Source organism: Mycobacterium sp. JS623 (genome assembly GCF_000328565.1).
Classification (GTDB): domain Bacteria; phylum Actinomycetota; class Actinomycetes; order Mycobacteriales; family Mycobacteriaceae; genus Mycobacterium.
In genome coordinates, this window is the sequence record NC_019966.1 from 389,230 (window position 1) to 411,404 (window position 22,175).

At 66.5% G+C, this 22,175-nt stretch carries 18 protein-coding genes; 8 read left to right on the forward strand and 10 right to left on the reverse strand.

Features of this window, described 5'->3' with window-relative positions; translation table 11 throughout:
- The first annotated feature begins 2 nt into the window (after positions 1-2).
- Positions 3-713, forward strand: coding sequence for an enoyl-CoA hydratase/isomerase family protein (locus tag MYCSM_RS01715; protein WP_015304396.1), 711 nt, complete (start codon positions 3-5; stop codon positions 711-713).
- A 263-nt stretch (positions 714-976) separates the two neighbouring features.
- Here the strand turns inward: MYCSM_RS01715 and MYCSM_RS01720 are convergent, their stop codons facing one another.
- The 5 genes from MYCSM_RS01720 to MYCSM_RS01740 form a co-directional block, all read right to left on the reverse strand.
- On the reverse strand, positions 977-2,251 hold the full coding sequence (locus tag MYCSM_RS01720) for a pyridoxal phosphate-dependent aminotransferase (protein WP_015304397.1): 1,275 nt from the start codon (positions 2,249-2,251) through the stop codon (positions 977-979).
- 38 nt (positions 2,252-2,289) lie between these two features.
- Complete coding sequence (locus MYCSM_RS01725; RefSeq protein ID WP_015304398.1) at positions 2,290-5,157, reverse strand: (Fe-S)-binding protein; 2,868 nt, start codon at positions 5,155-5,157, stop codon at positions 2,290-2,292.
- A 126-nt stretch (positions 5,158-5,283) separates the two neighbouring features.
- Entirely contained in the window at positions 5,284-7,143 is a 1,860-nt protein-coding gene (locus tag MYCSM_RS01730) for an Hsp70 family protein (protein ID WP_015304399.1), read from the reverse strand.
- A gap of 107 nt (positions 7,144-7,250) precedes the next feature.
- Positions 7,251-9,782 carry an isoniazid response ATPase/transcriptional regulator IniR gene (gene iniR / locus MYCSM_RS01735; protein ID WP_015304400.1) on the reverse strand — a complete coding sequence of 844 codons (2,532 nt, stop codon included), beginning with the start codon at positions 9,780-9,782 and terminating at the stop codon, positions 7,251-7,253.
- Between the two features lie 3 nt (positions 9,783-9,785).
- Positions 9,786-11,564, reverse strand: a complete 1,779-nt coding sequence (locus MYCSM_RS01740) for an Hsp70 family protein (RefSeq protein WP_015304401.1) — start codon at positions 11,562-11,564, stop codon at positions 9,786-9,788.
- A 199-nt stretch (positions 11,565-11,763) separates the two neighbouring features.
- On the opposite strand from MYCSM_RS01740, the gene MYCSM_RS01745 reads away from it, so the two are divergent.
- The 4 genes from MYCSM_RS01745 (at position 11,764) to MYCSM_RS01760 (ending at position 17,299) form a co-directional block, all read left to right on the forward strand.
- Complete coding sequence (locus MYCSM_RS01745; RefSeq protein ID WP_015304402.1) at positions 11,764-12,312, forward strand: Rv0340 family IniB-related protein; 549 nt, start codon at positions 11,764-11,766, stop codon at positions 12,310-12,312.
- Positions 12,313-12,591: 279 nt separating this feature from the next.
- Positions 12,592-13,614 carry an IniB N-terminal domain-containing protein gene (locus MYCSM_RS38830; protein ID WP_015304403.1) on the forward strand — a complete coding sequence of 341 codons (1,023 nt, stop codon included), beginning with the start codon at positions 12,592-12,594 and terminating at the stop codon, positions 13,612-13,614.
- A gap of 103 nt (positions 13,615-13,717) precedes the next feature.
- Positions 13,718-15,577 carry a dynamin family protein gene (locus MYCSM_RS01755; protein WP_015304404.1) on the forward strand — a complete coding sequence of 620 codons (1,860 nt, stop codon included), beginning with the start codon at positions 13,718-13,720 and terminating at the stop codon, positions 15,575-15,577.
- A gap of 237 nt (positions 15,578-15,814) precedes the next feature.
- Complete coding sequence (locus tag MYCSM_RS01760) at positions 15,815-17,299, forward strand: dynamin-like GTPase family protein (RefSeq protein WP_015304405.1); 1,485 nt, start codon at positions 15,815-15,817, stop codon at positions 17,297-17,299.
- Between the two features lie 95 nt (positions 17,300-17,394).
- Here the strand turns inward: MYCSM_RS01760 and MYCSM_RS35660 are convergent, their stop codons facing one another.
- Complete coding sequence (locus tag MYCSM_RS35660) at positions 17,395-17,862, reverse strand: hypothetical protein (RefSeq protein WP_083906223.1); 468 nt, start codon at positions 17,860-17,862, stop codon at positions 17,395-17,397.
- A gap of 38 nt (positions 17,863-17,900) precedes the next feature.
- On the opposite strand from MYCSM_RS35660, the gene MYCSM_RS36950 reads away from it, so the two are divergent.
- Positions 17,901-18,329 (forward strand): hypothetical protein, encoded by a 429-nt coding sequence (locus MYCSM_RS36950; protein ID WP_015304407.1) that lies wholly within the window; start codon positions 17,901-17,903, stop codon positions 18,327-18,329.
- 63 nt (positions 18,330-18,392) lie between these two features.
- Here MYCSM_RS36950 and MYCSM_RS01775 read toward each other — a convergent pair whose 3' ends face one another.
- On the reverse strand, positions 18,393-19,334 hold the full coding sequence (locus MYCSM_RS01775) for an LLM class F420-dependent oxidoreductase (protein ID WP_083906225.1): 942 nt from the start codon (positions 19,332-19,334) through the stop codon (positions 18,393-18,395).
- Positions 19,335-19,389: 55 nt separating this feature from the next.
- Between MYCSM_RS01775 and MYCSM_RS01780 the strand changes: the two genes are divergently transcribed.
- Positions 19,390-19,686 carry a hypothetical protein gene (locus MYCSM_RS01780; protein ID WP_015304409.1) on the forward strand — a complete coding sequence of 99 codons (297 nt, stop codon included), beginning with the start codon at positions 19,390-19,392 and terminating at the stop codon, positions 19,684-19,686.
- Positions 19,687-19,729: 43 nt separating this feature from the next.
- Positions 19,730-20,233: a thiol peroxidase gene (tpx, locus tag MYCSM_RS01785; RefSeq protein WP_015304410.1), complete on the forward strand. Its 504-nt coding sequence runs from the start codon at positions 19,730-19,732 to the stop codon at positions 20,231-20,233.
- Position 20,234: 1 nt separating this feature from the next.
- On the opposite strand, the gene MYCSM_RS01790 is transcribed toward tpx, so the two are convergent.
- The 3 genes from MYCSM_RS01790 to MYCSM_RS01800 are packed head-to-tail and all read right to left on the reverse strand — an operon-like array spanning position 20,235 to position 22,117.
- A complete protein-coding gene (locus tag MYCSM_RS01790) occupies positions 20,235-20,855 on the reverse strand; it encodes a TIGR03085 family metal-binding protein (RefSeq protein WP_015304411.1) in 621 nt (206 codons plus the stop codon).
- 9 nt (positions 20,856-20,864) lie between these two features.
- Positions 20,865-21,404, reverse strand: coding sequence for a hypothetical protein (locus MYCSM_RS01795; RefSeq protein WP_015304412.1), 540 nt, complete (start codon positions 21,402-21,404; stop codon positions 20,865-20,867).
- A complete protein-coding gene (locus MYCSM_RS01800; protein ID WP_015304413.1) occupies positions 21,401-22,117 on the reverse strand; it encodes a flavoprotein in 717 nt (238 codons plus the stop codon). Before MYCSM_RS01800 ends, MYCSM_RS01795 begins: the two co-directional genes overlap by 4 nt.
- Positions 22,118-22,175 lie beyond the last annotated feature (58 nt).

A 22,175-nucleotide genomic window follows, 5' to 3' on the forward strand; every position in this document is an offset into this window, starting at 1 on the left:
CGATGAGAGACATCGAGATGCAGGTGGCCGACGACGGCGTCGCCACGCTGACACTGGCGCGGGCCGAAAAGCGCAACGCGCTGTCGATCAAATTGCGCGACGAGATCACCCGACAACTCGGCGACTGGGCAACCGATCCAGCCGTGCGTGTGGTCGTGCTGACCGGATCGGGGCCGACGTTCTGCGCAGGGTTCGACCTCAGCGAATTCGGGCAAACCGAGCTAGCCCGGCAGATCAAGGACAGCTCTCGCCGATATCACCTCGCCGTGTGGAATTTCCCCAAGCCGCTGGTGGCAGCGGTGAACGGGCCAGCCATGGGCGGCGGGTTCGATTTAAGTGTGCTTTGTGATTGCCGAATCGCTTCCAGCGCAGCAGTATTCGGGCATCCAGAGATCAAGTTCGGCGCAGCCCCGTTGTTCACCCCACTGCAGTGGATCGTGGGCTTGGGCAATGCCCGCGAGTTGTGCTTGACGGGCCGTCGGATCGACGCCGAGGAGGCGCTGCGCATGGGTCTGGTCACCCGGGTCACCGAACCCGACGACCTGGTTGCCGAAGCGCTCGCGATGGCGCGATCGATCATTGAGGCGCCACAGGTCGCATTGGAAGCGGCGAAGCGCTACCTGATCAGCAGCGCCAGTGCGACATTCGAAGACGCTTTCGCCGTCGAGCACGACAAGGTGTTCGACGACTTCTTGATCGGGCCCGCGGGGTAGCGGTGCTCGAAACCGCAGTTGTTGCGAAGAAGTTCGAGTGAGCCGCGCAATAAGTGCAATGTCGCGGCAGCCGGAGGCGGCTACTCGGGGTCGAGGTCGATGCGGACCGTGAGCAGTTTCACCGCCGAGCCGACTGTTGGCCGTTCTGTTCACCCAGGAGACCGTTCTGTTCACCCAGGAGAATTGGGCGTTGCGGGCGCGGGCGTCGTCTCGTCTGGCGATCGGCTTCGCTGTCCGATGCAGCGCGTCGACTACCCGCCGCCTCACTGTCGATAAGAGGACAGGAAGTTGCCAAGCCGTTCGATCGCGTTGGCGAGGTCACGCGACCACGGCAACGTCACGATGCGCAGGTGATCGGGTGTCGGCCAATTGAATCCGGTGCCCTGGGTGACCAGAATCTTCTCTTGCAGCAGCAGGTCGAGGACGAGTTGCTCGTCGTCCTGAATGTCGTACACCTCGGGATCGAGCCGCGGGAAGGTGTAGAGCGCGCCCTCCGGCTTCACACATGACACGCCGGGGATCTCGTTGAGCTTGGTCCACGCCACGTCGCGTTGCTCGCGCAGTCGGCCGCCGGGCAGCACCAGATCCTCGATGCTCTGATGACCGCCGAGCGCAACCTGAATCGCATGTTGCGCAGGGACATTCGGGCACAGCCGCATGTTGGCCAGCAGGCTGATGCCTTCGATGAAGCTGCTCGCGTGCTCCTTGGGGCCGGTGATCACGAGCCAGCCGGACCGATAGCCCGCCACCCGGTAGGCCTTCGACAGCCCGTTGAAGGTCAACGTCAGCACGTCCGGTGCCACCGACGCCGTCGCGATGTGCTTGCTGTCGTCGTAGAGGATTTTGTCGTAAATCTCGTCGGACAGCAGCAGCAGTTGATGCTTACGCGCGAGATCGGCTATCTGCGTGAGGGTTTCGCGGGTGTACACCGCGCCCGTCGGGTTATTCGGGTTGATCACGACGATCGCCTTGGTGCGGTCGGTTATTTTCGACTCCAGGTCGGCGATGTCGGGCATCCAGCCCTGCGTCTCGTCGCACATATAGTGCACCGGGGTGCCACCGGCCAGCGAGGTGCATGCGGTCCACAGCGGATAGTCAGGCGCGGGGATCAGTACCTGGTCGCCGTTGTCCAGCAGCGCCTGCAGCGTCATCTGGATCAGTTCGGATGCGCCGTTGCCGAGATAGACGTCGTCGACGTCGAACTTGGGGAAGCCGTCCACGAGTTCGTAGCGGGTGAACACCGCGCGACGGGCGGGCATGATGCCCTTGGAATCCGAATAGCCCTGCGCGTAGGGCAGCGCCTGGATGATGTCGCGCATGATCACGTCGGGCGCCTCGAAGCCGAAGGGCGCGGGGTTGCCGATGTTCAGCTTCAGGATGCGGTGACCCTCAGCCTCAAGCCGAGCCGCGTGGTCGTGTACCGGACCGCGGATCTCGTAGAGGACGTCCTGCAGCTTTGACGACTGCGTGAACGTGCGCTGCCGCGGGTGATGCCCGGTCGTCTGCCACGGCACGTGGTGGGTAGTCACGTCTCTCATGATCGCACCGCAGTCCAATTAATTTGTAAAAGCGCTGGTTATCGCTTGCCGGGCGGACGCGCGCCCTTGGCGATACCGAGCCCCTTCACTGGCGGCTGCGGCTTATCGCCGTTGCCCTCTGCGGAAGGCTCAGGCGCAGCAGTGGATTCGCCGTCATCAGTCGACTCAGGTTGCGGCGCAGGGGGTTTCGGTGCTGCTGCGGTCTTCTTGGCCCCGGGCCGACGTGCGCCCGGCGCGATGCCCAGACCCTTGACCTCCGGTTCGGCAGCGGTTGACGCCGGTTCGCTGGCCGTGGACGCCGATTCGGCTGCCGTCGATGCGGGTTCTGCGGCCGCGGGTGCGGCTTTTTTGGCACCTGGACGGCGGGCTCCCGCCGCGATGCCAAGCCCCTTGACCTCGGGCTTGGCCGGTGCTTCGGTGGCAGGCGCCTCCGCAGCCGCGGCAGGCGCCTCGGCGGCGGGGGGTGCGGCCTTCTTCGCGCCGGGTCGCTTCGCGCCACCAGCGATGCCGAGACCCGTGACCGGCTTGGATTCGGTCGCCGTCGACGCCGTAGGTGTCGGCTCCGGCTTGGCTTCCGGCTCGGCGACTGCGGTCGACGCTTCCACCTTCGGCGCCTTAGCGGCCCGCTCCTCGGCTTCCTTTGCGGCCGTGCCCTTTTCGGGCAGCTTAACGCTGCTCTTGTCGAGCGAGCCCAGCAGCAGCTGCGCCACGTCGAGCACCTCGGCCTTCGGCACGTCGTTGGCGGCGGCGACGTCGTCGACACCGTCGGTGATCATCACGCGGCAGAACGGGCAGCCGGTCGCGATCGCCGACGCGCCGGTGTCCAGCGCCTCTTCGACGCGTTCGTGGTTGACGCGCTTGCCGATGTGCTCTTCCATCCACATCCGCGCGCCACCGGCGCCACAGCACAGGCCGCGGTCGGCATGCCGGGGCATCTCGGTGAGCTTGGCGCCCGAGGCCCCGATCAGCTCACGCGGCGCCTCGTAGACCTTGTTGTGCCGGCCCAGGTAGCAGGGATCGTGGTAGGTGATGTCTTTGCTCTGCCCGTTTGAGCCAGGAGCCTGTACGGGCACCAGCTTCTTGTCGCGGATCAGCCGGTTCAGCAGCTGTGTGTGGTGCAGCACGGTGTAGTTGCCGCCGACCTGCGGATACTCGCGGCCCAGCGTGTTGAAGCAGTGCGGGCAGGTCACCACGACCTTGCGGTCCACGCGCTCGACACCGGAGAACATCTCGTTGAGCGTCTCGACGTTCTGGGCGGCCAGCTGCTGGAACAGGAATTCGTTGCCCGATCGGCGGGCCGAATCGCCGTTGCAGGTCTCGCCCTCGCCGAGCACCAGGTACTTCACCCCAGCGATTGCGAGCAGTTCCGCGACGGCCTTGGTGGTCTTCTTCGCGCGGTCCTCGTAGGCGCCTGCGCAGCCCACCCAGAACAGGTACTCGTAACCGTCGAAGGATTCGACGTCCTTGCCGTACACCGGCACGTCGAAGTCGACCTCGTCGATCCAGTTGGTGCGATCCTTGGCGTTCTGACCCCACGGATTGCCTTTGGTCTCAAGGTTTTTGAACAGCACGCCGAGCTCTGACGGGAACTCGGACTCCATCATCACCTGGTAGCGGCGCATGTCGACGATGTGGTCGATGTGCTCGATGTCCACCGGGCACTGCTCGACGCACGCACCGCAGGTGGTGCACGACCACAGCACGTCGGGGTCGATGACGCCGCCCTGTTCGAGCGTGCCGACCAGGGGACGGGTGGCCTGGTCGGGACCGGAGCCAAGGATTCGCTCGAAGCCCGACTCGGGCACGTGGTGCACCTCGTCGTGCTTTTCGCCGCCGAGTTCCTCGCCGAGGCCGCCCTCCGGAGTGTTCTCCAGCGGCGTTTCCTTATCGCCGAGGATGTAGGGGGCCTTGGCGAACATGTGGTCGCGCAAGTTCATGATCACGAGCTTGGGAGACAGCGGCTTGCCGGTGTTCCACGCTGGGCATTGCGACTGGCAGCGGCCACATTCCGTACAGGTGGTGAAGTCGAGGTAGCCCTTCCAGGTGAAGTCCTCGATCTTGCCGCGGCCCAGCACCGCGTCCTCGGCGGGATCCTCGAAGTCGACCGGCTTGCCCTTGTGCTCGACGGCGAGCAGCGGCCCCAGGCCGTTGGGCAGCCGCTTGAACGTGATGTTGATCGGCGCCAGGAAGATGTGCAGGTGCTTGGAGTGCAGCACGATCAGCAGGAAGATCAGTGCGACGGCGATGTGTGCCAGCAGCGCGATGGATTCGATCCACTCGTTGGCGGTATGGCCGAGCGGTGCGAGCAGCTGCCCCATGCCGTGGCTGAAGAACGCTCCCCAGCCGTAGGGGAAGTTGCCCGTGTTCACTGCGGCGCCGCGGAAGAACGCGTAGCTGAAGATGACCAGGAAGATCATGAACAGGATCAGCCAGGCGCCGCCGGTGTGTGAGCCGTAGAACCTCGACGACCGGCCGTGTTCCTTCGGCTCGGTACGCAGCCGGATGATCGCGAAGGTGGTGATGCCTGCGAGTACGGCCAGTGCAATGAAATCCTGCAGGAAGCCCAGGACCGCCCACCGGCCGACCACCGGGATGTGGAACTTCGGGTCGAACAGCACCCCATAAGCCTCGATGTACACCGTGATGAGGATGAAGAAGCCCCACATGGTGAAAAAGTGGGCCAGACCGGGGATCGACCAGCGCAGCATGCGAGTTTGCGCGAGCACCTCTTTGAGCTGTGTGCCGATGCGCTCACCCATGTGGTCGGTGCGGCCACTCTCCTCGCCGATCGGTTGGCCCGCACGCACCAGGTTCGCCAGCCAGAGCACGCGCTTGAGGGCGAATGCCGCCACAACAGCTGTCAGTAGTAGCCCGATGATGAGCCTGATCAGCGTCTGCGTATCCACCGCATGCCTCCCGGTTGCTAAGTTACCCAAGGGTAACTTATTCAATGTTACTGGCCAGTAACTTTCGCTAGATGCCTGCTCATAGTTGCATCTCGCCGGGAAAGATTGCTACGAAGGCTGCCCTAACTAGACCTTGGGAGTCATGGAGGTCCCTCCAGCGCCGGTGCCGGTGCCTCCCGTGCCGGACCCCGTTCCGCCGGTCCCGGTGCCAGTACCGGCTTGACTTGGCCCGGTTCCGCTGGACCCGGTGCCGGTTCCTGTCCCGGTTCCGCTGGTGCCTGTTCCAGTTCCTGTCCCGGTTCCGCTGGTGCCTGTTCCAGTTCCCGTCCCTGAACCCCCGGTTCCCGTCCCGGTTCCGCCGGTTCCCGTTCCACCGTTGCCGGGGCCGGGATCGATCGGCGGTGGCTTGGGCGACGACGGCGGCGACGTCGGCGGAGGTGTCGGCGGTGTTGACGGCGGGGTGGGATCAGTTGTCGGCGGCGTCTCGGACGTCGTCGTCACCTCGGTCGTCGGGGGCACGTACGGCTGGTGCGTGACGGGAGCCTGCCGTGGCGCCTGATAGCGGGGTGCGGGTTGCTGCACAACCACCGTGGTGACCTGGGGGGCCTGCGGCGCCGGGGGTGCTGGGAGAGTTGCCGGCGCCGCAGGCGTCGGGGAGGCGGTCGAGGTGGAGGTGGTCGCGGCTTCCACCGGAGTCGTGGTGGTGTCGCTGAGAAGCGAGAAGCCGAACACCGTGGCCGCGACAGTCGCGGCGACCGCCGACAGGCCGAACAGCACCAGCGGGCCGCGCCGCGGCGGCACGTCATTGTCCTGCCACTGCTCGCCGCGGAAAACCACTTCGGGGCGGGAGTCGGTCGCTTCGTGATAAGGAAGCACCTCTTTGGCGGCGTCGTCTTCGGAGTCTTCGGACCAGGCCAGCGCCTGCTCGTTGGCCACCAGCGCCACGGTCGAGGCCACAGCGCCGGCAGCGGCGGCAGCGACCGGAACGATCGCCGCCCTCACCGTGGCCGTATCGACGGCGCGGGCGCGACGGGCGATCAGCGCGGCACCGACGGCCGCCGTCAATTGCGGGTGTGGCGTCGTGACGACGGGTGCCCGCAGGTGCTCGGACAGCCGCTGGGTGACCAGCGGGATGCGGGCACCGCCGCCGATGGTCGCGACCGCCGCGACGCTGGCCTTCGGCACACCGTAACGCTCCAGCGTTTCATCAAGCGCCGCAAGGAAATCCGTCAGAGAAGCCTGCATCAGCACCTCGAGCTCGGTGCGTGTGATGCGAATGTCGGCCCGATGCCCTGGCAGATCCGCGATGACGGCGGTCGCGGTCTCCGCCGACAGCCGTTCCTTGGCGCGCCGGCATTCGTCGCGCAACCGGACCAGTGAACCGACCATCGCCGTGCCCGACGGATCGACGTCGGCCAGCCCGGTGATGAAATGGCTCAGCAGCGCCTGATCGATCTGGTCGCCGGAGAACTCGGGGAAGCGAACCGTCTCGCCGAACGGCGAGAAGTCCCTCGCGGCGTTGGCCAGCGTGATGCTGGTACCGCTGCCGCCGAAGTCGCACAAGACGATCACGCCGTGCGTCGGCAGGCCGGGGTTGGCCCGCAACGCCGCCAGCGCCGCGGTGGCATCGGACACCACCGGCAGCTTGTCGCGCAGACTCCTGCGCAGGATATCGACGACGGACGGCCGCCAGTGTGCGGGTACGGTCACGGCCGCGTCCGATATCGGCGTGCCCTCGGTGACCGCGTGGGACATGGCGCCGAGCGCGTCGGCGAGCAGTTCTTCTGACCGATACGTCGCGCCGTCGGGGGCCACCATCGGAACCGGATCGCCGACGCGGTCGACGAACCCGGTGAGGCGCTGCCCCCGCAGCCACAACTCGGCGGGACGAATGACGGCCGTCTGGCTGTCGCGGGTGCCGGCCAGGTTCGTCGCGCCGACCGACAGGCCCATCCAATGGCCGTGGTTGCCTGGGGAATTCAACATGTGAACGACGCTATGGTGAGCGGCGCCACAGCAAATCCGGTGCCGCACCCGTCGCTCGACGACCCCTATAGGGGATTTCGATTAGGGGAATCGGCCGCGTTGGGGGTTTAACCCTGAGGCGCCAGCATGGCGCGCAACATCGACAGCATCTCCGATCGAGAGTCGGCGCCGAGCCTGCGGCGGATCCGCGCGACGTGATGCTCGACGGTCTTGGCCGAGATGAACAGCTGGCTGCCGATGTCCTTGTAAGGCATGCCGAGTAGCAGCAGTTCGGCGACCTCGCGCTCGCGGTCGGACAGCCGCGAGGAGGTCGGCCGGGACGGTCCGGCGCGGCCGGCGTCCGCGATCGTGGTCACCGGCTCGAGTCCGGGCGCTTCGTCGATTGCGGCTGTCTGCTTGAGGTCGCGGGCCAATTGCAGCATCGCGCCGGAAACGCGACCGTCGGGCGTCTGCAGCGCGGCCTGGCTCGCCAGCCGGGTGGCATCCCAGGTCAAGCCGAACTGCGACAAGCCCCGTGCTGCCACGGTCACCTCGTCGATATCGACGTGATTGGCCAACACGCGCAGCCAGGTACGTCCGGCCGTGGCAAGCGCCTTGGCCAAGGTGCTGTTGGCCGCGGCCGCGGTCAATGCCTGCCCGTGCGGCGCCACCGCGGCCGGGGAGTTGGCCAGGATGCCCGCGTGCACGCCTGCCCAGTGCAACGGCACCGACCACAGCGGCGGACTGCCGAGCGACTCGAGCAGTTCGAACGCCTGGGTCAGCGTGTGTTGCAACCGATCGACCTGACGCATCCTGGCCGCGGCCACCCACAGTTCGCCCAACGGCAACAGTGAGAACAGGTCCACCGAATATTCGGCGAGCACTTCCATCGCTGCGTACCAATGCTTTTGGACCGCGCCGCTGTCGCCGGCGCGCCTGGCGATCGCTGTCTGCAGCGCGGCTGCCCACAGCGCGTCGCGGCGGTGCAGGGTGGCCTCGGCCGTCGTGGCGACGTCGGCGGCGGCCGCTGAGAGCTGGCCGTCCTGCATCCGCACCCAGCCGAGCAACAGCCGGTGCCGGTGCGCATTGAACGACTCATCCGCAGTGTCTGTCTGGCCACCCACCCGCACGGCACGCCCGATCACACTGCGGGCACGCACCGGGTCGCCACCGTGCAAGGAGGCCAGTGTCACCAGTGCGGCAGGGGTGTCGGGTGCGACGCCCGCGGATTGCTGTTCGGCGATGATCGATTGACCAAGGCGCGCAACGGCAATCGGGAACGGCTGATCCAGTGACAACAGCAGACCCTCGGCGAGGCTGCGCGCGGCGCGCGCGGTCGACGTCGGCGGTCCGGCGCTTTCGGCGGTCAGCGTTGATCGAGCAGCGTCGGCATCGCCCGCGGCGACCAACACGATCGCGCCTGCCGCACTGACGAACGCATCGGGATACGGTCCCAGCCAACGGAATAGGTCGGCCGCCTGCGCGGCGCCGCCGTCGTGTACGGCGACGCTGGCGGCAATCCGCACCGCGGCAGCGCGCTCGGCCGCGTCGTCGGAGCTGAGTAGTTCGTCGGCCAGCCGGCCGGCGGTGGTGCAGTCACCGGTCAACGCCAGCGCATCGGCCAGCCGAGTGGACAACGCGGTCGCGCCCGCGTCGGCTGCGGCCCGGTAGAGCCGCGCTGCCCGCGTTGGCTGACCGTGCGCGCGGGACGCCAAGTCGGCCAGCGCCGTGGCGAGTCGGCCGTCGCGCAGCCCATGCTCGGCCAGCCTGAGGGCGAGATCTGGTGAGAGCGTTGATGATTCGAGCTGGGAGACGAGCAGTGAGATCTCGGTGTCGTGGTGGCGCGCTGCGCCGATGATGCCTGCAATACAGCGATGCACCGAGCGTAGGAACGTGTGGCTGTGCGACGGCTCGATCAAGCCGCTGGCGCGGGCGCGATCGACAAGGACCTGCGCACCTTCGGCACCTATGCGCAACGTCGCGGCGACGTCGTCCGGCCCGAGTTCGGGGCTCAGCGACGACACCAGCAGCGTGTCGAGCACCGGTTCGTCGAGTCGGCGCAGCCGCTCGATCAATGCGAACTTAGCCGCCTGCATGATCGCCGTCGCGGGTGCCTCACCGTCGGGTGACCCCGCCGCTGCGATTGCCGGCGCGAGCAGGAATGGCAGGCCGGCCGTCGCCATCATCAGCGACCGGATTATCTCGGAAGTCGTTGGGGCACGCAATGTTTCGACCACCAGGCGGTGGACCTCGGGGGGACTGAACGCGCCGAGCGAGATGATCGGGTTCTCGCGCTCGATGGCGGTCGCAAGCGAGCGCAGCGCCGGGTGGTGGGCGAGCGGTTCGGCGGCCACCACGACCGTCGCTGCCGGGTCGGCGACCAGTTCGCCGAGGCGGGCGAGGTCCGCGTCATCGAGCAGATGCGCATCGTCGATGACGACCGCCGCGGTGCCGCCCTTTTTGGTCGGCCGCGTCAGCACCGGGACCTCCGCTGCGCGCAGCGCCGACCGGATAGCCGCGAGAACTGAACTCTTACCGGTGCCGATGCCCCCGGACACCAGGATCTTGACGGGGACGGTCGGCGCGGCGACCAGTCCGGCCACCGCATCGCGGGCGGCCGGCGGGATGTCGGTCAGCGGTTCGGACGCCGGTGTCGCCATAGGTCACGGAGTCGAGGTCACCGGTGACAATGCCGCCGCGCTGGTCGTTGTCACCTGCTGCGTGGTCGTCGGTGGTTGCGTGGTCGTGGTGGGAGGTTTCGTCGTCGTGGTCGGCGGCGTCGTGGTTGTTGTCGTGGTCGTGGTGGTGGTGGTCGTTGTGGTGGTCGTTGTCGTGGTGGACGAGGTGGTCTCGCTCGACGTTGATGTCGGCGACGGCACCACCGTCGTGCTCGGCTCGCCGTTCGGGCCGGTCACCGTCACCGTCACCGGGGCGCCCTCGGTGGCCGGTCCGGTCGGCGACGGTCCGGTCTGGACATGGGTGGCCGTCTCGGTGACCGGGCCGCTGGTTCCGCTGCCGCTGGTGAGCGTGACCGCCAGCCCCCCGATGGCGAGCAGCAGGGCCGCGGCCGCTGCTCCGAACAGGATCGGAGGCCGCTTGTACCAGGGCAGCGGCCCCGGTTCGGGTTCGTAACCCTCTTCTTCGTGAGCGAACGCCATCTGCGGGCGAGCCTCGGTGCCGCCCTGCTCGAAGGTGTAGTCCTCGCCGGAGTACGGCACGGGCTCCGCGCCGGCCGCATCGTCCTGCGACCACGCCATCGCACGGAAGGTGGCGGATGCGGCGCCGTCGGACGCCGATTCGGAGGCGGCCAGGCCTGCCGCACCCGCGGCCCAGCCCGCAGCGGCCATGCCGGTCGGCGCGTCCGCGGCGGGGGCCAATCCCGTGGGCGCCATGCCGGTTGGCGCGTCGGCCTCCAGGCCGCGGTCGGCCACCAGCGCGGCGCCCGCCGCGACGTTGAGTTGTGACTGTGGTGTGGTGACGACGGGGGCGCGTAACCGCTCCGAGAGCTGCTGGGTTACCCGCGGAATGTTGGCTCCGCCGCCGACGGTCGCCACAGCCGACACGTTGGCCACCGGAATGTTGTTGCGCAGCAACGTTTCTTCGATGGTGTCGAGTAAACCGGCCAGCGGCGCGGCGATCAGGTTCTCGAGCTCGTTGCGGGTGACGCGCACGTCGGAGTTGAAGCCTGGCAGGTCGGCGTGCACCACAGTCGCGGTCTCGGCCGACAGCCGTTCCTTGGCCAGCCGGGCCTCCTCGCGCAGTCGGGCCAATGACCCGAGTCCGAGCGTGCCGGTGGGGTCGGCGTCGTTGGCATCGGCGATTCCAGCCATCACGTGGTTGAGCAGCGCCTGGTCTACCTGGTCACCGGAAAATTCCGGGTAGCGGACGGTCTGGCCGATCTGGTTGAAGTTCGCGCCGGCGTCGGCGAGCGTGACGCTGGTTCCGCTGCCGCCCAGGTCCACCAGCGCGACGACGCCGCTCGCGGGCAATCCCGGCGCCGCCTGCAGCGCCGCGAACGCCGCAGCCGAATCGGGGATGAGCGCAGCTGGCACGCCGTCCGGGGCGAGGCTCGGCTTGGCGCGCAGCGCGCCCCGCAACGCGCCAACGGTGCCAGGACCCCAGTGCGCGGGCACCGCGATCGCGACGGGTGAGCCGCCGCCGACCGTGCGCGCCATCGCATCGAGAGCCTCGACGAGCACACGTTCGCCCAAGTGTGGGGAGCCGTCAGCGGCCACCAACGGAACCGGATCGCCGACGCGCTCGACGAAACCCGTCAGCACGAGACCGGGTTGATTCAGGTTCGGGTTGTCGCTCGGCACGCCGACTTCGGGGGCCCGGTCGTTGAACAGGGTGAGCACGGAACGGTGCATGACCGGAGCGCGACCGATTCGGGCCGCCACCAAGTTGGTCATCCCAATGGACAACCCGAGTGAGTCGTTCATGGTCTCCTCTTGTTTGGCAGTTCCACACGATAGCCCGCAATTCCCCCTAATGGTGGGAGAACCCCTAACGGTCGGTCCCCTAACGCCCGTGCGGCAGAGCTGGGTTTCGCACCGATCTCCGGGGTCGGGTCCGTCGATAGCATCGAGTCAAGCCTTGGGCTACGCCGCACATCTATCTGCAATGGAAAGGAGGGTTTCCATGGCTAATTCGCTACTCGATTTCGTGATGTCGCTGCTACGCGACCCCGACGCCGCCGCAGCCTACGCTGCTGATCCGGGTCAGACGATCGCTGACGCGCATCTGACCGATGTGACCAGTGTGGACGTCAACAATCTGATTCCGGTTGTTTCGGAATCACTGTCGATGGCAGTGCCCTCTACGGGTGCTGACACGGTGCTCGCTGACCACGCCAGCAATGTTTGGACAAGTGGCGCCGCCACGGCAGCCTTCGATGCGTTCGACGATCATGTGCCCGCCGTCGCGGTCGACGACGTGCACTCGATGGCCAGCAATCTCGTCACCGAACCCGATGCGGGGATCCACTCCGGGCTCGACACGCTCGCCCACACCGATGTACCCGACGTGGCTGCCGCGGACGACCCGTCGCTGCACTTCGAGGGCCCGGTGATCGACGATGCGCCGGCCATCGACGTGCATGACACGCACACCGACGATTGGAGCCACACGGCTCCGGAGGATCACCATCTGGATGCCGATCACGCCGGCTTCGACATCTTCGATACGTAGCCACCAGCACCACACGCGATGCGCGGTCCCGTTCGGGCCGCGCATTTGTGCGTTTGACCTGCAGAAATACGGTCAATACCGCCCGGCGGCGGCGAAGACCCCTAACCACCCCCTAACCCCCTAATGGGGGCCCGACCCCTATCCCGGGGTACATATCGATAGGGAGGGGATTCGACCCCGTTTCTTCAACGCCGCCGACTCCATAACGTTGTCATCAGTTCGCCGGACAGCCCGGCGACCAGCTTCGGTAGAACACCCACACAGAAAAGGACCAGAGAAATGACCAACGTGATCGACTGGATTCTCGACCTCTTCCGCGACCCGGTCGCGGCTGCGAACTTCGTCAGCGACCCCGAGCGCGCAATGGCCAACGCCGGCGTTCAGGGTGTGACGGCCGCACAGGTGAACGCGGTGGCCGCCACAGTGGCGCCCGCCGCGGTCCTCCACGGTGGCGGCGACCCGGTGTACGGCCTGCAGCAGGCGGTCGCCGAGACTCACGGCATCGCCTTCACACCGCAGTACGCGCCGAGCTTTGCCCCGGAGACGCTGAGCAACAACGACACGCTCAGCCACAACCAGGCGTTCAGCAACAACGACACGCTGAGCCACAACGACGTGCTGAGCCCGAATGCGGGCCACGATGTCCAGCAGGGCGGAGTCAACCTCGACTTCGGTGACGTCACCTTCGGCAACAAGAACACCGCGTCCGACGGCAGCGTCATCAACACCGGTCACGCCGGCAACATCGACAACACCAACGTCCACGGTGACGGCAACGTGACCGGCGACGGCAACGTCGGCAACAGCACCGGAGACATCCTCGCCGGTGAGGGTTCCACCGTGCAGTCCGGCGGGGTCGCGAACACCAGCGACAGCCACGGCAGCACCACCATCCACAACAGCGGTGGCGGCGACGTCATCTCCGGCAACGACGGCCCGGTTGTCAAGACCGGCAACATCGACGCCAGCGGCGGCAGCGCGGCCGGCGGCCACGGTGGCAGCGGCGGCGGCATCCTCTCGGGTGGCGGCGGTGACGGCGGCAATGCGACCGCAGGCTCCGGCGGCAACGTGGTCATCGCTCCGACGCAGACCACCACGACCGACACGCACGGTGGTGACGTCACCACGGTCAACACCCACGGCGGTGACATCGGTGGCAACGTCGACGCCAGTCACCACGACGACAACTCGGTGCACGTCGACAACAGCACGCACGACAGCCACAACGACAACTCGGTGCACACCGACAACTCGGTGCACAACCAGGTCGACACCCACGTGGACACCGGAATCCACTTCTGACCGACCGACAACCACATAGCGCAGCTGGCGGGGACCAACCACAGGTCCCCGCCAGTTGGCACGTCTACCGTTAACGGGACGGCGGCAACACAAAAAGGACGACATGACGCAACCGAATGACCCCCGCAAGGTCAAGGTCATCGTTGAGCTGATCGACCACACCAGCAAGATCGCCGAGATTCAGGAGCGAGGCGACCTGGTCGAGCGGATGGCCAAGGCCAAGGTGCGCATCAGCGATCCCCAGATCCGCGTCGTGATCGCCGGTCAGCTCAAGCAGGGCAAGAGCCAGCTGCTGAATTCACTGCTGAATGTCCCGGTCTCGCGGGTCGGCGACGACGAAACCACGGTGGTCGCCACGATGGTCTCTTACGGCGAACAGGCCACCGCGAAGCTGATGGTCGCCAGCGTCGATGGCGCTGAGCCCGAGGCCATCGAGATCCCGATCGCCGACATCAAAAACGACCTGCGCCGCCACCCCGCCGCGGGCGGGCGGCAGGTATTGCGTGTCGCGGTGACTGCAAACAGCCCACTGCTCAAGGGTGGTTTGGTGTTCGTCGACACCCCTGGCGTCGGCGGGCACGGCCAGCCGCACTTGTCGGCCACGCTTGGCCTATTGCCCGACGCGGACGCGATGATGATGGTCAGCGACACCAGTCAAGAGTTCACCGAACCCGAGATGACGTTCATCCGTCAGGCGTTCGAAATCTGCCCCGTCGCAACGATTGTCGCGACCAAGACCGACCTCTATCCACACTGGCGGCAGATCGTCGAGGTCAACAAGGCCCACCTGCAGCGTGCCGGCCTGTCGTTGCCGATGATTCCGGCATCGTCGCTGCTTCGCAGCCACGCCATCCAGCTCAACGACAAGGAACTCAACGAGGAGTCCAACTTTCCTGCCATCGTGAAGTTCCTCAGCGAGAAGGTGATGTCGCGGGAAAACGACCGCGTGCGCGATCAGGTGCTCGCCGAAATACGTTCTGCTGCCGAGCATTTGATGCTTGCCGCAGACTCTGAGCTGTCGTCGCTCAACGATCCCGACGCGCGCGAGCGGTTGAAGGCCGAGCTCGAGCGCCGCAAGGTCGAGGCCCAAGACGCGCTTCAACAGACTGCGCTGTGGCAACAGGTGCTCAACGACGGAATCGCCGATCTGACAGCCGATGTCGATCACGACCTGCGTGCCAGGTTTCGTGCCATCACCCAGCACACTGAGCACGTCATCGATACCACCGATCCCACTCACCACTGGGCCGAAATCGGCACCGAGCTGGAGAATGCGATCGCCACCGCCGTCGGCGACAACTTCGTCTGGGCCTACCAACGCGCCGAGGTGCTGGCCCAAGAAGTGGCGCGGACATTCGTCGAGGCGGGCCTTGAGGCAGTCAAGATGCCGCAGCTCGACGCGCGCGAAATGGGTGCCAACTTTGGCGAATTGAAGTCGCTGGCCAAGCTGGAGGCCAAGCCGATCAAGGCCGGGCACAAGATGGTCACCGGAATGCGTGGTTCCTACGGCGGTGTGCTGATGTTCGGCATGCTGACGTCGTTCGCCGGGCTTGGCATGTTCAACCCGCTATCGCTGGGTGCCGGTCTTTTGCTGGGCCGCAAGACATACAAGGACGACATGGAGAACCGCATGATGCGGGTGCGCAGTGAGGCGAAGATGAACATGCGAAAGTTCGTCGACGACGTCTCGTTCGTGGTGACCAAGGAATCCCGCGATCGGCTCAAGGGAATTCAGCGTCAGCTGCGCGACCATTACCGCGGCATCGCCAATCAGATGACCCGCTCGCTCAACGAGTCATTGCAGGCGACCGTCGCGACTGCGCAGCTCGAAGAAAGCGAGCGCAACACGCGCATAAGGGAACTCGAGCGTCAGCTCAACATTCTCAAACAGGTGACCGATCACGCGGTCAATCTGGCGTCAAGCGCCGCCGAAGTAGCCCGCGAACCCGTCGGGACGGCGTAACCACCACCGGGGTAGTCATCACCAGGAGATCGGGTCGGTCGAGAAGGCGCTCGGCATCGAAGAGTGCCCGTTGACCGCCGACCACTGTTCCGATGCCCCTCCCGACGACCCGCCGCCTGCAGATCAGCCGGCCGGCGACCACGCGGCCGCCCAGCGCTTCGTCGACACGTTCTAAGCTGGACCTCCGGTCATTGCCGGAGTGGAGGAAATCCAGGGAACGTTGGTGAGTAGCGCGAGATGAGCACTAGCGATCAGGTGCGCGCGATCCTTGGCGGAACCATTCAGGCCTACCGCAACGATCCCGCCTACCAGCATCGGCCCGATGTGCACAACGAGCTGGAGCGCATCGGCTACCGGCTCAACCAGCCGATCCGCATCGCGCTCGCAGGCACGCTGAAGGCGGGCAAGTCCACGCTCGTGAACGCGCTTGTGGGCGAGGACATTGCGCCGACCGACGCCACCGAGGCCACCCGCATCGTCACCTGGTTCCGGCACGGCCCGATCCCCAAGGTGACCGCCAACCACCGGGGCGGCAGGCGCTCGAATGTGCCGATCGCCCGCGATCGCGGGCTGACATTCGATTTCGCAAACCTCGATCCGGAGGACGTCGTCGATCTGGACGTGGAGTGGCCCGCCGCCGAGCTGATCGATTCGACGATCATCGACACACCGGGCACGTCGTCGCTCAGCCGTGATGTCTCCCAACGCACCCTGAGGCTGCTGGTGCCCGACGACGGGGTGCCGCGCGTCGACGCGGTGGTGTTCCTGCTGCGCACGCTGAACGCCGCAGACATCGCGCTGCTCAAGCAGATCGGTGAGCTGGTCGGCGGCTCAGCCGGTGCACTGGGCGTGATAGGGGTGGCTTCGCGGGCCGACGAGATCGGCGCGGGCCGGATCGACGCGATGCTGTCGGCCAAGGATGTGGCCAAGCGATTCACCACCGAAATGGACAAGACCGGCATCTGCCAGGCCGTGGTGCCGGTGTCCGGGCTGCTGGCGCTGACCGCCCGCACGTTGCGTCAGAGCGAGTTCGTCGCGCTCGAGAAGCTGGCCGGGGTAGACGCCGCCGAGCTGACCAAGGCGATGCTGTCGGTGGACCGCTTCGTTCGTGAGGACAGCTCACTGCCCGTCGACGCCGCCACTCGCGCCGCACTGCTGGACCGGTTCGGCATGTTCGGCATCAGAATCTCGATCGCGGTGCTGCGCGCGGGGGTCAGCGATTCGGTTGCGCTGGCCGACGAGCTACTGGAACGCAGTGGTCTGGTGGCGCTGCGCGACGTCATCGACCAACAGTTCGCGCAGCGTTCGGATCTGCTCAAGGCACACACCGCGCTGCTGTCGCTGCGACAGTTCGTCCAGACCAACCCGATCTATGCGACGCGTTACATCATCGCCGACATCGACCCGCTGCTGGCCGACACGCATGCGTTCGAAGAGCTGCGCCTGTTGAGTGCATTGCGTTCGCGTGCAACGACTTTGAATGAAGACGAGATCGCGTCGCTGCGGCGCATCATCGGAGGTTCTGGCACCGACGCCGCCAGCAGGCTTGGGCTCCGGCCCGACGCGCCGTACGACGGGCCGCGGGCAGCGTTCGCGGCGGCCCAGCGGTGGCGGAGGCGCGCCGACCATCCCCTCAACGATCCGTTCACTACCCGCGCATGTCGGGCAGCCGTGCGCAGTGCCGAGGCGATGGTCGCCGAGTATGCGGCAAGGGGACGTTGATTCCGGCTTAGCGGGTTCATTCCTCACATATGGTGCGAGTGATCAACCCGCTAGCGCGATAAGCCCTGCGGCGTCATGCGCGCATGCGGCGCGGGTCACGGCGGGGGTGGGACGGTCACTGTTTGGGTGATGGTGCTGGTGGACGTACTCGTACTGACGCTGGTGCTGACGCTCGGCGAGGTCGTCGTCGTGGTGGTCGTGGTGGTCGTCGTCGTGGTGGGCTCGGTGGTCACCGTGGTCGTGGTTGGCTCGGTGGTGGTCGGTGCCGTCGTCGTTGCCGCCGTGGTGCTCGTCGGCGCGGTCACCGACGTCGTGGTCCGGGTGATCGGGGTCAGCGTGGTCACAGGCTCAGGAGAGCTGCCGCCGGTGAGCAGCTTGACCAGGCCGAAGATGATCAATGCCACCAGCACGGCGCCGAGCGCGCCGAATGCCACCAGGGCTACGGGCTTGCGGTGCCATGGCACCACATCCGCCGCAGGCGGCCCCCCGTCGCCGTAATTGATGTAGGCGGTCGGCTGGTTGTCGGGATTGTTCGGATCGTCGGGAGGTCCGTAGCGCGCCACGGGCTCTGATAGTAGGCCGTCAGGGCTGCGGATAGAGCGTGCGCGTGACATTGGTGCGCGGGCCGCGACGCGTCGTCGACGGCGAGGACTGCTCGCCACTTGGCGGCGTGTACGGCCGCGTCCATGCGGTGTGCGTGGTGTCCGTCGTATCGGGGCTCGTCGTATCGGGGCTCGACGTATCGGGCGACGACGGCGTGGTGGACGACGGACCGTTGATGTCGGTGGTGACCGGGGGACTGGTGCTGGTGATCGTCGCGGTGGTGGTCGGCGTCGACGAATGGCTGGCGGTCGCCGAGAACGACGGGTCGACGAAGTTCAGCGGCGCCTGGTCGGGCTCGCCGAACTGGCGCGCCACGAACGTCACCGCCGCGATGATGATGCCGACGGCGGCGATAGCCGCCACGCTCGCCCCGATGACGTTCGGCGTGCGGTTGTACCACGGCGTTTCCGACGACTCGTCGTCGTAATCGTCGGGGTCCTGGCCTGCCATGGCCAGTGATAGTAGCCGCGGGTTTCGGCCCGCGGCCGCGTCACGCGAACTGCGGAATGACCTCGGTGGCGAAGAAGTCGAGGTGATCGAGGTCAGACAGGTCGAGAAGCTGCAGATATACCCGCTGCACCCCGACCGCTATGTAGGGCCCGAGCTTGTCCGCGACCTCCGCGGGGGTACCCACCAGCGGGGAGTTGCTGCGCAGTTCGTCCACGTCGCGGCCGATGGCGACCGCCCGCCGCGCAACCTCCGCATCGTCGCGGCCGGAGCAGACCACGAACGCCGCCGAGTAGGTCAATGAGTCCGCCGGCCGGCCCGCCTCGGCCAGCGCCCCCGCCACCCGCTCGATTTGAGTCTTGGCCACGTCGAGCGGCGCGAACGGAATGTTGAACTCGGCGGCGAAGGCCGCCGCGAGTGCGGGCGTGCGCTTGGGGCCGCCGCCGCCGATGATGATCGGCGGGTGCGGCGACTGGGCCGGTTTGGGCAGTGCGGGCGACTCCACGACTGTGTACTGCGTTCCGGAGTAGTCGAACGTCTCGCCGACGGGCGTCGTCCACATTCCGGTGATGATGTGGAGCTGTTCGGTCAGCCGGTCGAAGCGCTCGCCCAGCGGTGGGAACGGGATCGCGTATGCCTGGTGTTCGGCCTCGAACCACCCTGCACCGATGCCCAATTCCACACGGCCACCGCTCATTTCGTCGACCTGCGCCACCGAGATCGCCAGCGGGCCTGGATGGCGGAAGGTCGCCGACGTGACCATGGTGCCGAGCCGGACTGTCGACGTTTCGCGGGCGATACCGGCCAGCGTCACCCAGGAGTCGGTCGGACCGGGTAGCCCGTCGCCGCTCATCGCGACGTAGTGGTCAGACCGAAAGAATGCCGAATAACCCAGCGATTCGGCGGCGCGGGCGACGGCCAGTTGGTCGGAATAGGTGGCGCCCTGTTGGGGCTCGACGAAGACGCGGAAATCCACGAGCGCCAGCCTATGGGGCGCGCCTGTGGGTCGTCGACCGTAACCCGTGCCGCTAGCTCAGTTCATGAAGCACACATTCCTAGCCGGGATAGCCGTTCTCGGGATGCTCACAGCCGTGGGTCCGACCGGCGCGGCCGCAGCAGCCCCGTCCGGTTTCGGCAATGCGCAAGACACGATCAACGCCCTGCAAAGCCAGGGTTTCAACGTGGTGCTCAACGGCGCGGCCACTTACCCGTTGTCGGGCTGCAAGGTCACCGGGATCGAGGGACTGAACAGTTCCAACATCGACTCGTGGGGACGACGGATCGACCCGACCCAGTTCGATACCGTGTACGTGGACATCTCCTGCCGCGGCGGCTGACCCCTGACACGAGTTGTTCAGCCACCGCTGGCACACTGTACGAATGGCACAGATAACGCTTCGTGGAAACGCGATCAACACAGTCGGCGAGCTGCCGGCCGTCGGATCTCCCGCTCCTCAATTCACCCTGATCGGCACTGACCTCGGTGAGGTGACCAGCGAGCAGTTCCGCGGTAAGCCGTTGTTGCTCAACATCTTTCCGTCAGTGGATACGCCTGTCTGCGCCACCAGCGTGCGGGTCTTCAACGAGCGCGCCCAGGCCAGCGGGCTGACAGTGCTGTGCGTGTCGAACGATCTGCCGTTTGCTCAGAAGCGGTTCTGCGGCGCAGAGGGCATCGAGAACGTCACCACGGCATCGGCATTCCGCGGCAGCTTCGGCGAGGACTACGGCATCACGATCGCCGACGGTCCCTTTGCGGGTCTTCTCGCCCGCGCCGTTGTCGTGATCGGCGCGGACGGCAACGTCGCCTATAGCGAGCTGGTGCCCGAGATCGCCTCCGAACCCAGCTACGACGCCGGGCTCGACGCATTGGGCGCCTCGGTCTAACTCACAGCCCGCGCCGGGCGGTGCGAACCGCCTGGGCCGCCTGGGCGTCAGAGAAGGTCAATCGAACCTCGTCACGCCCCGAGAGGAACAACAGCAGCTCCTCGGGTTCGCCGGTGACGATCAGCTCCGGTCCACCACCGACGGTGGCCAGCGTCTTGCCGTCCGGCGTGCGAAGCGACACCCGCGCCGGCGCCTTGCCAAGGCTCAGCCGGGCCATCAGCGGAAGGCCCCGGCCCAGCGCCTTGACCAAGGTGTCATCGAGTCGCCTTGGTTCCCAACCACTTTGGGCTCGGCGCACGTCCTCGTGGTGGATGAACATCTCGCCCAGGTTGGCGATCGGATCGAGAAGCTTGAACGGCGAATACAGCGGCGGGCCTGAGGCGACCTTCGCCAGCAGGTCGTCCCAGGCGGTGGTCTGGGTGACCTGGCGCTGCACCCTGGCGGTGTAGCCCGCGAGGAACGGGACGGCGACTCCGGCCGTCGCGTCCAGCCTGCCTTCACGGACCACCAGATGTGCGGCGAGGTCGCGGGTGGTCCAGTCACCGCATAGCGTTGGCGCGTTAGGCCCGACGTCGCGCATGGTGTCCACGAGGGCGGCGCGTTCGCGCTGAGCCGCAGTCATGGTCAAACTCTAGAACGCCGCAACGCCCTCGACAGCAATAACCATGCCGTGGCCGGTGCCGTCATTGGTGAACCTGGTGCCCTCCTCGCTTGCTTCGATGGTCCATCCGACGGCCGAATAGGTCTTGTAGTCGAGCGTAATCACCGGAATGTCACCCAGATTGCCCACGACCCAACTGAGTTCGCCGTTCGCGGTGACACGGACCCCATTGGCCTGGGTGCCGTTCAGCACCGGCGCGTTGGTGAACTGTGCCTCGCAGCCCACCTCGGCCTCGCTGAGCTGGCAGCGCGTCTTGCCCGACTTCGTCACGATGAACACATAGCCGTTCTCGGGCGTCAATACCTCGCCGCCGGGCGCGTTCGGAGTCCTGCTCGGCGACGGTGTCAGCGTCTTTGGCGGCGCGGCCGTCGGCGTGGGGGGACGGCTGGTTGGAAAGCTCGGTTCGGTGGGCTCTGTTGGATTGATGACGGGGGTACCGCGGGTGCTCGTTTGGCAGCCCGTCAGTACGGCGAATGCGAGGACGACGGCAACGGTCCGTCGTGGTGTCATCCAGCGCTCGCCATCGCGGCGTATTCGCCGGCAAGCGCCCGCAATTGCGCAGCGCCGTCACCGGAGTAGGACGAACCGTGCATGGCGGCCAGCGTAGTCGGGTTCAGCTGGGCGAGCTGTTCGAGCGTCGGCTGTAGGTTAGTCGTCAGCCCCGTCGCGTGGAAAATGGCTTCGGCCTCTAATGCCGGTGCTACACAGTCGGATTCGGTGAGCGGCGAGCACTGGCCGACTTGGGTCAAGATGTCGCCGGCCAGCAGCGTGGACGTCGTCTCGTCGAACCACAGGCCGGCCTCCCAGTTGTGCGGAACGTGCGGTGTGGGGATGAACCGCAGCCGGTGGCCGCCGACATCATGCACACCCTCGGGTGCGATCACCGGGGGTCGGTCGCAGAGGTCGTTGAGTGACACTGCGCAGGCCAGCGCGCCGTGGATGACTTCGGCATTTGGCGCGGCGGCCAACAGCAGGTTGACTGCACCGCACTCGTCGGCCTCGACGTGGCCGAACGCGATCCAGCGCAGCTTCTCCAGCGGCTTGACCCGGTTGATGGCGTCAGAGACCAGCGGGAACAACTGCCGATGCCCGCAGTGAAACAGGAACGGCTCGTCGCCCGTCAGCAGGAACTGGTTGAAGGTGAACCCATTCGGGGGGACGTCCGCAACAAAGGTGGACAGCCGGTAAATATCTGTTGCGATCTCAACGACAGTCGTTTCCATTACATAATCGTCCGCCTTGAACGCGCGCGCCGTGGATCATTGGGATAGCCGCGGCGGG